This is a genomic window from Pseudomonas putida (assembly GCF_003228315.1).
Lineage (GTDB): Bacteria > Pseudomonadota > Gammaproteobacteria > Pseudomonadales > Pseudomonadaceae > Aquipseudomonas > Aquipseudomonas putida_S.
Map to the genome: position 1 here is coordinate 4,255,783 of NZ_CP029693.1, position 13,704 is coordinate 4,269,486.

Annotated in this window: 11 protein-coding genes; 6 read left to right on the forward strand and 5 right to left on the reverse strand. The window is 60.5% G+C overall.

Annotated elements, in window-relative coordinates:
* Positions 1–46: 46 nt before the first annotated feature.
* Positions 47–1,447, reverse strand: coding sequence for a dihydrolipoyl dehydrogenase (lpdA, locus tag DKY63_RS19985; protein WP_110965664.1), 1,401 nt, complete (start codon positions 1,445–1,447; stop codon positions 47–49).
* Between the two features lie 212 nt (positions 1,448–1,659).
* Between lpdA and hflK (DKY63_RS19990) the strand changes: the two genes are divergently transcribed.
* The 5 genes from hflK (DKY63_RS19990) (at position 1,660) to cfaB (ending at position 9,085) form a co-directional block, all read left to right on the forward strand.
* Positions 1,660–3,618, forward strand: coding sequence for a protease modulator HflK (hflK, locus tag DKY63_RS19990; protein WP_110965665.1), 1,959 nt, complete (start codon positions 1,660–1,662; stop codon positions 3,616–3,618).
* Positions 3,615–4,667, forward strand: a complete 1,053-nt coding sequence (gene hflC, locus DKY63_RS19995; protein ID WP_110965666.1) for a protease modulator HflC — start codon at positions 3,615–3,617, stop codon at positions 4,665–4,667. The genes hflK (DKY63_RS19990) and hflC overlap by 4 nt, the downstream gene beginning before the upstream one ends.
* Positions 4,664–5,722 (forward strand): protease modulator HflK, encoded by a 1,059-nt coding sequence (gene hflK, locus DKY63_RS20000; RefSeq protein WP_110965667.1) that lies wholly within the window; start codon positions 4,664–4,666, stop codon positions 5,720–5,722. Before hflC ends, hflK (DKY63_RS20000) begins: the two co-directional genes overlap by 4 nt.
* Entirely contained in the window at positions 5,719–7,617 is a 1,899-nt protein-coding gene (locus DKY63_RS20005) for a cation-translocating P-type ATPase (RefSeq protein ID WP_110965668.1), read from the forward strand. The genes hflK (DKY63_RS20000) and DKY63_RS20005 overlap by 4 nt, the downstream gene beginning before the upstream one ends.
* 280 nt (positions 7,618–7,897) lie before the next feature.
* Positions 7,898–9,085: a C17 cyclopropane fatty acid synthase CfaB gene (cfaB, locus tag DKY63_RS20010; RefSeq protein ID WP_110965669.1), complete on the forward strand. Its 1,188-nt coding sequence runs from the start codon at positions 7,898–7,900 to the stop codon at positions 9,083–9,085.
* Between the two features lie 7 nt (positions 9,086–9,092).
* On the opposite strand, the gene cls is transcribed toward cfaB, so the two are convergent.
* Positions 9,093–10,532 carry a cardiolipin synthase gene (gene cls, locus DKY63_RS20015; protein ID WP_110965670.1) on the reverse strand — a complete coding sequence of 480 codons (1,440 nt, stop codon included), beginning with the start codon at positions 10,530–10,532 and terminating at the stop codon, positions 9,093–9,095.
* A 132-nt stretch (positions 10,533–10,664) separates the two neighbouring features.
* Between cls and DKY63_RS20020 the strand changes: the two genes are divergently transcribed.
* Positions 10,665–11,186, forward strand: coding sequence for a DUF3617 domain-containing protein (locus tag DKY63_RS20020; RefSeq protein WP_110965671.1), 522 nt, complete (start codon positions 10,665–10,667; stop codon positions 11,184–11,186).
* A 71-nt stretch (positions 11,187–11,257) separates the two neighbouring features.
* Here the strand turns inward: DKY63_RS20020 and DKY63_RS20025 are convergent, their stop codons facing one another.
* The 3 genes from DKY63_RS20025 to DKY63_RS20035 form a co-directional block, all read right to left on the reverse strand.
* The gene (locus tag DKY63_RS20025) at positions 11,258–12,148 is read right to left on the reverse strand and encodes a His/Gly/Thr/Pro-type tRNA ligase C-terminal domain-containing protein (protein WP_110965672.1); all 891 of its coding nucleotides are present in this window, start codon (positions 12,146–12,148) and stop codon (positions 11,258–11,260) included.
* 65 nt (positions 12,149–12,213) lie between these two features.
* Positions 12,214–13,134, reverse strand: coding sequence for a GTP cyclohydrolase FolE2 (gene folE2 / locus DKY63_RS20030; RefSeq protein WP_110967951.1), 921 nt, complete (start codon positions 13,132–13,134; stop codon positions 12,214–12,216).
* A gap of 119 nt (positions 13,135–13,253) precedes the next feature.
* Positions 13,254–13,631 carry a glutamine synthetase gene (locus tag DKY63_RS20035; RefSeq protein WP_110965673.1) on the reverse strand — a complete coding sequence of 126 codons (378 nt, stop codon included), beginning with the start codon at positions 13,629–13,631 and terminating at the stop codon, positions 13,254–13,256.
* Positions 13,632–13,704: the final 73 nt, after the last annotated feature.

Consider the following 13,704-nt stretch of genomic DNA (forward strand, 5'->3'; position numbering starts at 1 on the left):
AGCCTGCTCGCGAATGCGGTAGCCCAACCACCGCCAATCACATGGCTTACATCTGCGTCGCCATCCCCTCCACATTCATCGCCGCCTGACGCAAAGCCTCGGAGCGGGTCGGGTGTGGATGGCAAGTCAGGGCAATGTCCTCGGCCGAAGCGCTGAACTCCATCGCCACGCAGTACTCGCCAATCATTTCACTGACGCTAGGTCCGACAAGGTGCACGCCAAGAATTTCGTCGGTGCGTTCATCGGCCAACACCTTGGCGAAGCCTTCGGTTTCGTGATTGATCTTCGCCCGGCTGTTGGCGGTAAAGGGGAATTTGCCGACCTTGTACGCGCGCCCTTCGGCCTTCAGTTGTTCCTCGGTACTGCCCACGCTGGCCAGTTCAGGCTTGGTGTAGATCACGTTGGGAATCAGCGCATAGTTGACCTCGCCGGCCTTGCCGACAATCTGCTCGACGCAGGCCATGGCCTCGTCTTCGGCCTTGTGGGCGAGCATCGGCCCGGACGTCACGTCGCCGATCACCCAGACGCCGGCAGCTTCGGTGCGATGACCTTTGTTGGCCAGCATGCCGCGTTTGTCGGTGGCGAGGCCGACGTTTTCCAGTCCCAGGCCTTGCGTATAAGGCCGACGCCCGATGGCCACCAGCACATAATCGGCTTCGAGCAGTTCGGCGCTGCCACCGGCCGCCGGTTCAATGCTGAGCTGCACGCCGGTATCGCTCGCGGTGGCGCGAGTCACCTTCGAACTCAACTTGAAGCTGATACCTTGCTTGCTCAGGGAACGCTGCAGGGTTTTGCCGGCTTCGCCATCCACTCCCGGGCAAATCCGGTCGAGGTATTCGACCACGGTGACTTGCGCACCCAACCGCCGCCACACCGAGCCAAGCTCCAGACCAATCACACCGGCGCCGATCACCACCAGATGTTTTGGCACTTGCGCCAGTGACAGCGCACCGGTGGAATCGAGGATGCGTTTGTTATCGATCTCTACGCCGGGCAGGGGAGTGGGTTCGGAGCCGGTGGCGATGATGATGTCCCTGGCGTTCAGTTCGGTCTTGCCGCCAGCGTGATCGGTCACTGTGACTTTGCCCGGCCCGTCGATGTGGCCCCAGCCCTTGATCCAGTCGACCTTGTTCTTGCGAAAGAGAAACTCGATGCCTTTGGTCAGCCCGGTCACGCTTTCATCTTTCTGTTTCATCATTTGGGCGAGATTGAGGGTGGGTTTGACCTCGATGCCCAGGTTGGCGAACTCGGTTCCCATGGCCGCGTCGTAGAGCTCGGAGGCGTGCAGCAATGCCTTGGAGGGCATGCAACCGACATTCAGGCAGGTGCCGCCGAGGGTGGCGCGTCCTTCCACGCAGGCCGCTTTCAAACCCAGTTGCCCAGCACGAATGGCTGCGTTGTAACCGCCGGGGCCACCGCCAAGTATCACGACATCATAAGTGCTCATGGATCTGCTCCTGGAGGGAAGGAATCGAGAGGGTAAACGTAGCCTTGAAGAAAAATTACGCTCGTAATATGAGCGTTTTGGAGCATTTCGGTCAAGGCTTCAGGCAAGCGACAGGTTTTCCGCTTTTAGATAGCGCGACTATGTACAGAAATTTCACTGTTATCGTTATATCGTAACGAATTTTGATGAGAACAAGCCGGCACTGGAGTGGTATGCAAGTCGATCTCGAAGTGGAGGAGACGCAGGTAGCCGAGCTGCCGCGTTTTCAGCAGGCAGTTTTTCAAGGGCGGCGATTGCGTCAGCTCGCGATTGGCTGCGGTGTTTTAGTGAGCATGGGGCTGGTGCTGGGATTTTTTGTCGGGTTGTTTGCGCCGCAATCCCTTTGGCCTGCCTTACTGTTCAATCAAAGCGCTGCCTTGCTGGTGGTGATGGCTGGCCTGCAATCGGCTTGGTTTGTGGCCCGATGGCGTGTGCGGGCCATGAGTCCGGAAGAGCCCCAGACGGTAGTCCAGGAGATGGAAAGCCCGTCGGGTTGGTATGAGCGACTGCTGGACCGCATTGGGCAGCGTTGGCTCAACCTGCTCCGGCAGATCGGCGCGCCAACGCTGTGGCTCGGCGGGTGGGCGTTGCTGACACTGTATTGCGTTGTGCAGGTGTGGAACCTCGGCTTGCCGCCCGCCGCGCTCGGATTGTCGGCCACCGTCGGCGCAGCCCTGGCATTGCTGCTGGCGTTCGGCTTGCTGGTGCTGGAGCGCCACCTGGCTCAGGAAAACCCGGCTCAATGGCCAGAAGCTAGCGCCTTGGCGCAGCTGGTTCGCGTGTCGATCATCAGCCTGGTGCTGGGCGCGTTGTGCCTGTTGTTTGCCAGTGAGAATGCGGTCTGGCCCATGCGCCTCGCGGTAGTGATCGGCGTGCTGCCGGGATTGGTCGCCGCTGAGCTGTTGCTGCGTGCGGTGTTGTCGTTGTTCAGCCCTCGCCGTGAACAGCTTGAACCAACGCTACTCGCGCGCAGTTTTGTCGCGGACATGCTGCGCTGGCCACCACAGCCGCTGTTGGCGTTGCAGCATGAATTGCACAACCGCTTCGGCATCGACCTGCGACAAATCTGGGCTTTCACTTACATGCGTCGCGCGTTTTTGCCGGTGCTGGCGGTGGTGGCCGTGGTCGGTTGGGCACTGACCGGTATTCACGAAATACCGCTGCAAGGGCGGGGCATTTATGAACGTTTCGGCAAACCGGCGACGGTGTTCGGCCCCGGTTTGCATGCCGGTTTGCCTTGGCCGCTGGGCCGGGTGCTGAGTGTCGAGAATGGCGTGGTGCATGAGCTGGCCACCAGTGTCGGCGAAACGCCGGCCCCGGTTCAGGCGGATCCCGCCGAAGGTCCACCGCCGATTACCGCCAATCGGTTGTGGGACGCCAGCCATGTGAATGACAAATCCCAGGTGATCGCCAGCAGCCGGGGCGATCAGCAGAGCTTTCAGATTGTGAACATGGACGTGCGCTTTGTTTATCGCATCGGCCTGAGCGATGAGGCGGCGCTGGCGGCAACCTACAACAGTGCGGATGTACCGACGCTGATCCGCAGTACCGCCAGTCGTATCCTGGTTCACGATTTCGCCTCGCGCACGCTGGACGGTTTGCTCGGTGAAGATCGGGTGGGACTTGCCCAGGAGATCGGTCGTGCGGTGCAGGCAGACTTGGAAAAACTCGACAGCGGTGTGGAAATTCTCGCCACCGTGGTCGAGGCAATTCATCCACCGGCCGGTGCGGCGAATGCCTATCACGGTGTGCAAGCTGCACAGATCGGTGCCCAGGCGTTGATCGCCCGGGAGCGTGGCGCCGCCACCGAAGCCACCAATCAGGCGCAGTTGCAGGCCAGCATCGCCCGCGATCAAGCCACCGCCAGCGCCCGTGAAATCAATGCGGGTGCACAAGCCGCCGATCTCAAGTTCAGCGCCGAGCAGAAGGCTTACGCCAGCGCCGGGCAGGCCTTTGTGCTGGAGCAATACCTCGGTCAACTGTCCCAGGGTTTGGCCAACGCCAAGTTGCTGGTGCTCGATCACCGCCTGGGCGGTAGCAGCAATGCACCGACCATCGACCTCAGAACGTTCACGTTGCCGGCTGACCCTGCGTCGCCGCGCAAGGCCGCTCAGCCAGGAGCTTCCAATTGAGCCAGTCGCACACTCACGACCACGATCACGATGACCACAGTGGCCATGATCACGGCCATGGCGGGCATCACCACCACGGACATCACCACCATCACCATCACGGCGATCCTCAGGAGGCGGGACCCTTCCCGTGGCGACGCATGGGGTGGGCGGCATTGCTGGTGGCATTCGCCGTGGCTGCTGCAAGCCTGGTGCAGGTGAGGTCGGGGGAGGCGACCGTGATCACGCGTTTCGGCAATCCGTCGCGGGTGCTGCTTGAGCCGGGTCTTGGCTGGCGCTTGCCAGCGCCGTTCGAGGCGGCGATTCCGGTTGATCTGCGACTGCGCACCACCTCCAGCGGACTGCAGGATGTCGGCACGCGGGACGGCTTGCGCATCATCGTTCAGGCCTATGTGGCCTGGCAGGTTCAGGGCGATCCGGACAACGTGCAGCGCTTCATGCGCGCCGTGCAGAATCAGCCGGACGAAGCCGCGCGGCAGATTCGTACTTTTGTCGGCTCTGCGCTGGAAACCACGGCCAGCAGTTTCGACCTGGCCAATCTGGTGAACACCGATGCCAGCCAGGTGCGCATTGCCGATTTCGAAGCGCAATTGCGCCAGCAAATAGATCAGCAGTTGCTGACCACCTATGGTGTGCGTGTGTTGCAGGTTGGCATCGAGCGTCTGACCTTGCCATCGGTGACCCTCACGGCAACGGTCGATCGCATGCGCGCGGAGCGTGAAACCATCGCCACCGAACGCACTGCCATCGGCAAGCGCGAGGCGGCGCAAATCCGTTCGGCTGCCGAGCGCGACGCGCGGATCGTACAGGCCGATGCCTCGGTGAAAGCCGCTGAGATCGAAGCGCAATCCCGGGTGGAAGCGGCGCAAATCTACGGCCGCGCCTACGCCGGTTCACCGCAGCTGTATAACTTGCTGCGCTCGCTCGACACCCTCGGCACGGTGGTCACACCGGGAACGAAACTGATTCTGCGTACCGATGCGGCGCCGTTCCGTGTGCTGGTGGATGGCCCGCCGAGCCTCGACAACAAAACCGGATCGCAACCATGAGTTGGGTTCCACGTGGAACACATGAGTTGAGCAGCCCGTGGATTCAAGCCGGGCGCCTGGCCTTTTTTGCTTTGTACGCGGTGACGGCCCTGGCCGCATTGGCATGGGCGTTCTCCAATGTGCGGCAGATCGATCCGCAGGATCGTGCGGTGGTTCTGCACTTTGGTGCGCTGGATCGCATCCAGAATGCCGGCCTGTTGTTGGCTTGGCCGCGGCCCTTTGAACAGGTCATCTTGCTACCGGCTGCGGAGCGGGTGATTGAGCGTCGCGTGGAAAATCTGCTGCGCAGTGACGCGGCACTGCAAGCCGATCGAGTGGTCAGTTTCGCCACGCCGATCAGTGATGCGCTGGCAGGCTCAGGGTATCTACTGACCGGGGATGCCGGCGTGGTGCAATTGGATGTGCGGGTGTTTTACAAAGTGACTGATCCCTATGCCTTCGTGCTGCAAGGTGAACATGTGTTGCCGGCACTGGATCGACTTGTCACGCGAAGCACCGTGGCGCTGACGGCGGCACGGGATCTGGACACCATTCTGGTGGCGCGACCGGAACTGATTGGTGCGGACAATCAGGCGGCGGAAAGGCGTGAACGTCTTCGCGGTGATCTGGTGCGGGGCATCAATCAACGTCTCGCCGAACTGGCCGCAACGGGGCAGGGACTGGGCATCGAAGTGGCGCGGGTGGATGTGCAGTCGAGTTTGCCCAGCCCGGCGGTGAATGCCTTCAACGCGGTGCTGACAGCCAGTCAGCAAGCCGATAAAGCCGTGGCCAACGCGCGCACGGAGGCTGAGAAATTGACCCAGTCTGCCAACGAGCAAGCGGATCGAACGCTGCAAGTCGCCCATGCCCAGGCCAGTGAACGATTGGCCAAAGCTTCCGCCGATACCGCCACGGTGTTGAGTCTGGCGAAGGCGCAACAACAGGGGACCGACCCGCAGATGCTGCTGCGAATCTACCGCGAACGGATGCCGAAAATTCTCGGACAGGCCGGTTCGGTAACCACTGTCGATCCCAAAGACGATTCCCGCCTGATCATTCAGGGAGCTGCACAATGACCGCGCAAACCGCCGCTGCACCGAGCCTGTTGTCCTCGGCTGAACAACGCAGCGCCGCCCGCCAATTGACCCTGGCCATGCTCGCACTCGGCTTGCTCGCACTCGGTCTTGTCTGGCGCTGGCTGGCGCCTGAGCAGTACGGCGTCAGCCAGTTGCTGTTGGGTTTTGCTTCTGTGCTGGTGGCCGTGCCGGTGATGCGTTCGGCCTGGTACAGCCTGCGTTATCCCAGCCTGCATGGCATCACCGATCAGTTGATCGCCCTGGCCATGCTCGGTGCCTGGGCAACCGGTGACCTGCTGACGGCGGCCTTGCTGCCGATCATCATGATCTTCGGCCACGTACTGGAAGAGCGCAGTGTCATCGGTTCACAGGAAGCCATTCACGCCCTCGGCAAACTGACGCGCAGCCACGCACGTTTGATTCAAGCCGATGGCTCCATCGTCGAAGTCGATAACGGCAAGCTCAAGGCCGGGGATCAGGTGGAGGTGCGGGCCGGGGATCGGGTGCCGGCCGATGGTCTGGTGTTGTCCGGCCAGGCGAGTCTCGACACCGCTTCCATCACCGGTGAATCGGTGCCCATCGAAGCAGGCGCCGGGATGCAGGTGTTCGGTGGTGCGATCAATCTCGATGGCCTACTGCACATCGAAGTGACCCGCACCGGGCGCGAATCAACCCTCGGCAAGGTCATTGCACTGATGCAAAACGCCGAGCGTTCCAAGCCGCCGATCACCCGGTTACTGGAGCGTTATGCCGGCAGCTACATGGTGCTGGTGTTGCTGTTGGCCGCGGTGACCTGGTTCATCACCAACAACGCCCAGGCGATGCTTGCGGTGTTGGTGGCAGCCTGTCCGTGTGCATTGGTGTTGTCGGCGCCGGCAACGGCGATTGCCGGCGTGGCGGTCGCCGCGCGCCACGGGATCCTGATCCGCAGCTCTGCGTTCCTGGAGGAACTGGCCGATCTCACTTCGCTGGTGGTCGACAAGACCGGGACCCTGACCTACGGCACCTTGCGCCTGCAAACCGTCGACAGTCCTTTGGACGATCATTCGCCAGTCCTCAGGCTTGCCGCCAGCCTCGGTTCGGCCAGCAGTCATCCGGTCAGTCGAGCGCTAGCCGGCCTGGTGACCCAAGACCACTTCCTGTTGATGAGCGATGTTCGTGAGCATCAGGGCCTGGGTGTGGTGGCCATGACCGAACAGGGCGAGGCGGCACTCGGACGACCTGAGTTGTTCGCCCAATTGCAGATTCCGACCTCGGCAGTTCCCGAGCACGATGGCCCGATTGCAGGGCTGGCGCTCAACGGTGAATTCCTCGCCTGGCTGCTGTTGGCCGATAGCGTCAAACCCGAAGCGAAATTCGCCCTCAATGAACTGCGCGACCTTGGCCTGGGTCGGCAATTGCTGCTCACCGGTGACCGCAAGAGCGTTGCGCACGCGCTCGCCCGTGATATCGGCATCAGCGATGTCGAGGCGCAGGCCCTGCCTGAAGACAAGCTCAATCGCGTGCTGAAAGAAATTGGTAACGGTTTCCGGCCTATGGTGGTGGGGGATGGCATCAACGATTCACTGGCCCTGAAGGCGGGTGTGGTGGGCGTGGCGATGGGCGCGGGTGGCGCGGACATTGCTCTGGCGTCGGCAGATGTGGTGCTGATCGGCAGCGATTTGCGCCGGCTTGGAACCTGCGTGCGCTTGAGTCGTCAGTGCCGCCGCACATTGCAGGTCAACGTGATCATCGGTCTGGGCTGGACCCTGGCGATTGTTGCCTTCGCTGCGTTTGGCTGGCTGGGCGCAGCGGGGGCGATGATCGCTGCCGTGTTGCACAACCTCAGCACCTTGCTGGTGCTGGGTAACGCCGGTCGCCTGCTGCGCTTTCAGGAGCCGCTGCTCAAACTGTAGGAGCGAGCATGCTCGCGATGGTCGTTAACGATGACGCGTGTGTTCTGGGTGAACGCGGCGCTCTTTAGTCCATCGCGAGCAGGCTCGCTCCTACAGGTTGGGTGGGTGAAGGTTTATAGAACTGTGGGGTGAATTCGCAGTCACTAGGGATATAGCAGTCATTTCCGTGGATTTTTTGCTTTTTTTGGATCATAGGAAACGGCTATAAAATCGATAGCCAGCTATTTTTCAATGATGGTCTAACCTCTCAGGCAGACGTCTGAAACAAGGGGGATTATCCATGCTCGCGCAACTTCCACCGGCCTTACAGAATCTGCAGTTACCGCTACGCCTGCGACTCTGGGACGGCCATGAATTCAATCTGGGGCCGACGCCCAGCGTCACGATTGTGGTCAAGGACCCGCAAATGGTCACCCAGTTCACGCATCCCAGCCTCGATGCGCTAGGCGCGGCGTTCGTCGAAGGCAAGCTGGAACTCGAAGGTTCCATCAGTGATGTGATCCGCGTCTGTGATGAGTGGAGTCAGGCACTGTTGGAAGAAGACGAGGGTGGAGAGACCATCCGCACTGCCCACGACAAGGAAACCGACGCCAAGGCGATTTCCTATCACTACGACCTTTCCAACGATTTTTATCAGCTGTGGCTCGACAGCGACATGGCCTATTCCTGCGCCTATTTCGAGACCGGCAGTGAAACCCTGGAGCAGGCCCAGCAAGCCAAGTTCCGCCATCTGTGTCGCAAATTGCGCCTGCAACCTGGGGAGTATTTGCTGGATGTCGGCTGTGGCTGGGGTGGGCTGTCGAGGTATGCGGCGCGTGAATTTGGTGCCCGGGTTTTCGGTATCACCCTCAGTAAGGAACAACTGGCGCTGGCGCGGCAGCGGGTGAAAGAAGAAGGCCTGGAGGACTTGGTCGAACTGCAACTGCTCGACTACCGCGACCTGCCGCAGGACGGTCGTTTCGACAAGGTGGTGAGTGTCGGCATGTTCGAACACGTCGGCCACGCGAACCTGGCGCAGTACTGCAAAACCTTGTTCGGTGCGGTGAAAGAGGGCGGCCTGGTGATGAACCACGGGATTACCGCCAAGCATACGGATGGCCGGCCAGTGGGACGCGGCGCCGGGGACTTCATCGAGAAGTACGTGTTCCCCAACGGCGAGTTGCCGCACCTGTCGATGATTTCCGCCGAGATCAGCGAAGCGGGGCTTGAGATTGTCGACGTTGAAAGCCTGCGCCTGCATTACGCCCGCACGCTGGATCACTGGAGCGAACGCCTGGAGGACAATCTTGAGGCGGCCGCGAAACTGGTGCCGGAACAAGCGCTGCGGATCTGGCGGTTGTATCTGGCAGGGTGCGCCTACGCGTTCGCCAGGGGCTGGATCAACCTGCACCAGATCCTGGCGGTCAAGGCACACGCCGATGGCAGTCATGAACTGCCATGGACGCGGGACGACATCTACAACCCCTAGAATCCCGTTAGAGAATCGGTGAGATAAGCCGGGCGATCCGCATGCCGACCTGTTGCAGTCGGTGGGTCTCCCGGCTTTCTTCCTTGGCGATCTCGTGGGCCTGGGCAAAGTCATCGTTGAGCATCTGTTCCACCTTGGCGGCGAACGCGCTGTCGACGGTCAGCAACATCACTTCGAAGTTCAGGCGGAACGAACGGTTGTCCATGTTGGCACTGCCGATCGCGCTGATCTCATTGTCGATCAACACCACTTTCTGATGCAGGAACCCGGGTTCGTAGCGGAATACCCGCACCCCGGCGCGCACGGCTTCGAAGGCAAAGAGGCTGGAGGCGGCGTAAACGATTCGGTGATCGGGACGGGAGGGCAGCAGGATCCGCACATCGACGCCGCGCAAGACGGCCAGGCGCAGGGCAGCGAACACCGCTTCGTCGGGGATGAAATACGGGCTGGTGATCCACACCCGTTCGGTGGCGGCATGGATTGATTCGACGAAGAACAGCGAGCAGGTCTCATAGGGGTCTGCCGGTCCGCTGGCGAGTAATTGGCATAGCACACCGTCGTCCGGGTACACCTCCGGCAGGATCAGCGGAGGCAGGGCGCGCGCCGCCCAGAACCAGTCCTCGGCGAACGACTCCTGCATGCTGGCCACCACCGGGCCGCGGACCTGCACGTGGGTATCGCGCCAGGGTGCCAGGGGCGGTTTCTCGCCCATGTACTCGTCGCCAACGTTGTGCCCGCCAACGAAGCCGAGAATGCCGTCGACGACGACTATCTTGCGGTGATTGCGGAAGTTGACCTGGAAGCGATTGAGCCAGCCGCTGCGCGTTGCGAAGGCTTTGACCTCGACACCACCCTCACGCAACGCCTGGACGTAACTGTGGGGCAGGGAGTGGCTGCCGATGCGGTCGTAGAGCAGGTGAATCGCCACGCCTTGGGCGGCTTTCTCCAGCAGCAGTTTTTGCAGGCGCTGGCCGAGGCGATCGTCGTGAATGATGAAGAACTGAATCAGCACCGCTTCCCTGGCCTGGCTGATGGCATTGAAAATCGCATCGAACGTGGCCCGGCCATTGATCAACAGCCGTACTTCGTTGTTGGCCAGGCAAGGCATGCGCCCGAGCTTCGGCATGGCCCGCAGGGATGCATAAGCGTTGGAGGCGCGGGCGGTGAGTGCTTCCTCCACCCAGGGCCGCCAGTTGAGCTCGGAGACGGCTTTGCGCATCTCTTCGTTGGCCTGGCGGCGGGCCTTGATGTAGCCGTCGAAGGTGCTGCGGCCGAAGACCAGGTAGGGGATGAGTGTCAGGTAGGGCATGAAGACCAGTGACAGGGCCCATGCGATCGCGCCCTGGGCGGTTCGTACGGTCAGTACGGCATGGATCGCTGCAATCGTGCCTAGCGAGTGCAGCAATGCGATGGTGTAGCCGAAAATATGGGGTCCAAAATAATCCATGGGGGCAGCCTTGCTCCTGAAGATTCAATGCGTAACAGACCATGTTCCGGGCAGAATGTCGCTATTTAATTGGCCCATGAACCGAAGCCCGTGGCTGGCGTCTAACGGCCACTACTGATCAGGAGTTACACGATGAACGTTCGTCTGCTGGGTTTGGCCATCTCGCTGGGTTTGGCACTTCCTGTGGCTGCGCAAGCGCAGATGCTTCAGCCGGGTTTGTGGGAATTGACCACCAGCAACATGAAGGTCGATGACCAGAACATGCCGGATCTGCAATTGATCCTGGGTCAGCTGCAAAGCCAGATGACGCCCGAGCAGCGCGCGCAGCTGGAAAAGCAGGGCATCACCATGGGTGGCAAAGGCATTCGCGCGTGCCTGACGCCGGAGCAGGTCAAGTCGGACGATATCCCGCTGACGGATCCGCAATCGGGCTGCAAACAGCAAATCACTGATCGCACGGGCAACCAGTGGAAATTCCGTTTCAGCTGCCCGAAAGCGCAGGGCGCGGGCGTCGCCACGTTCCTCAGCGATCGTGAGTTCACCACCAAGGTCAGCGGTACGTTCAATGCAACCGGCATTCAGCAGAAGGGCAGTCTGGATACCCGGGCTGTGTGGCTGGGGCAGGATTGCGGGACCGTCAAGCCAAGAGCTTAAAAGCATCGCGGGCAAGCCTCGCTTATTTGTAGGAGCAAGGCTTGCCCGCGATGGCGTCAGTAAGGTCGATATCAAACCTGAGGCTGCCCCAACCACTCACACACCGCCTCAACCTCCATCCTGCCCAAATCCTCCCCGCTGCGACTGCGCACACTGACAAACCCGCCTGCCTTTTCCTTCTCTCCGACCACCACCAGATACGGCACCGTCTGACTGTGCTGGCGAATCTTGTGATGGATTTTCTCGCTCCGCAGGTCCGCGAGGGCACGCACACCACTGCGGCGCAGGCGCTCGGTGACTCTATGGGCGTAGTGGGCCTGACGGTCGTCCATGCTGACGACCATCACCTGCGGCGGCAGACGCCATTGCTGCAGCTCCTCGTGGCTGGACCAGCACGTGCCGTAGATGCGTTGCTGCAAAGTGCCGCTGATGTGATCGAGGGCGAATGCCTGCAAGACCCTGGTGGTGGGGACGTGTGGGCCCGTCGTCAGATAGTCGGTGTCCCCGAGACGGTACAACGAGGGATGTTCGGAATAGGGGAAGGGCGTGGAGCGTCGGCGAATGGAGTGGTTCGAGGCTGCCAGCGATTGCATGCGTGATTCGATCTGAAGCAGATCGGTCGCCGTCAGAGGACGCTCGACCGAGAATTCGCAATAGAACCCGTCACCCAACTCGGAGCCCATTCGCCACTGCGCATGGGCATGCAATTGCTTGACCGCCATCGCCAGCATCAGTGCGCAGGAACGGCGCAGAATCTCCAGCCCATCGGGTTCCTGCGGTGTCACCAGGCTCACCCGGGCGTTTGCGCGGATCAGGAACTCACAATCCACCAGCACACCGTCCACCCGTCCCGCGACGGCTGCATTGGCCAGGCCCGGGCCGATGCTCGCGGCTACTTCATGCACAGTCAGTGGCTGATCGTATTCACGCAATGAACCATCCGGCAGGGTGATCTGGATCATGGTTATTGTTCTCTGCTTCGATCACATGCTCATTAACCTTAGAGGTAATTGGTAGCGGTTGTCATCTAGACGTTTGTCGAGGCGAACCCAGGGTCGATTTCACGGCTCCAGCGACTTTCAGCCACGGCGTCGTGGGCGTGGAGGCTTTCGGCGTGAACAACCCGAATATGAAAACCGTTGATGCCGGGCGAGTGTTTCATGGCCAGGTTAAGGCGTCGCGCGGCGTCTTCGCAGAACATCAGATTCTGGCCGTTGGCCAATGCGAAGGCTTGTTCATCGGCGCGTTTGACGGCGGTCTGCACGGCCGTTCCGAGGGCCGCTTCGGCGTTATTGATCAGTGCGATGTGCGGCAGGTCATCCAGATAATCATCGAGATGCAGCGTCAATTGCGCGGTGCTTCGTTGACTGTGCGGCGTGGCGACGATGCCTTTTGGAGAGCCAAGCCACGCCAAAACGTCGGCCTGATTGACCGTTCGATTAAGGAAATCTTCCGCGAATTTTTGCTGGATAAGCTGTCGAGACAGCGCTGCCGAGCAAGGGCAGGTTGAGGAATAAGCCATCTCGATTTTTAGTTCCACGTGGAACATCGCGTTTTCCAAACGGGCTTCGATGCTGATCGGATAGGTTTTCCATCCTGCCAAAGGACTGATAAGCGCCGGCCTTTTCAACAATAATTGGCTGTGGATTTTCAGGAAGGCGCTGTTCGACAGGCCTTCATGACTGTCGAGGAATTGCTGCAAGACCTGCCGAAGTAGCGCTGGCGAGAGGCTTTCCTGCTCAAGCTTTTCCAGCGTCAGATAGAGCCGCGACATGTGAATGCCACGTGCTTCGCCGTTATCGAGACTCACACCAGCATCGACTTTAGCGGGCAGACGCTCGCCATCAAGCAACACAGGAAGTGCAATGCCGCACATACCCACCCAATCCAGGGGCAGGGCTTGGTGTGAGATCTGCGCGGCGATATCCGGGAGAGTCAGCGCATTCATGAGCAGGTCCATGGTAAAGGTCGAATGTTCGTTACGTTATAACAATTATTGCGACGATGCCATTTTCATGAACAGTTATTCATTACGCACGGATGACCTGCTTGTCCTCCGAGCTGACCTTAACAGCCGGCGATCCGGCTGCAAGTGAACTTGCCGCTGCTGCCCCCAGAACTGGAAAACCGGTTGATCGTGGTCCAGCCAACACGCCGGTTGTAACCCACCCACGCTTCGCCGTCCGAGGCGATGCCGGTGAAGAAAGTCAGCTGGCCATAACGACTGTTGGTTTGAGCCCAGTAGCGATTTTCAGCGGCTTCGAAGCCGCGCAAATAGATCGTGCTACCGGCGGTATTGACGCTGTAGGCATTGCCCTGGCCGTCCACACAGGCCAGCAGGTTGGCGCTGCGAGTGCAGTTGGCGAGGGTTGGCACTTGCGCCTCGATATCGACTGCCACTAGCAGCGCAGCGATCAGCAGCGCGAATTTCAGGGCATTACCCATGGTTTTTCTCACCGATCAGGACGGCCTTCAGCATCGTGTGCTTTGGCACCGCAGACAACAGGGCTGGATAAAT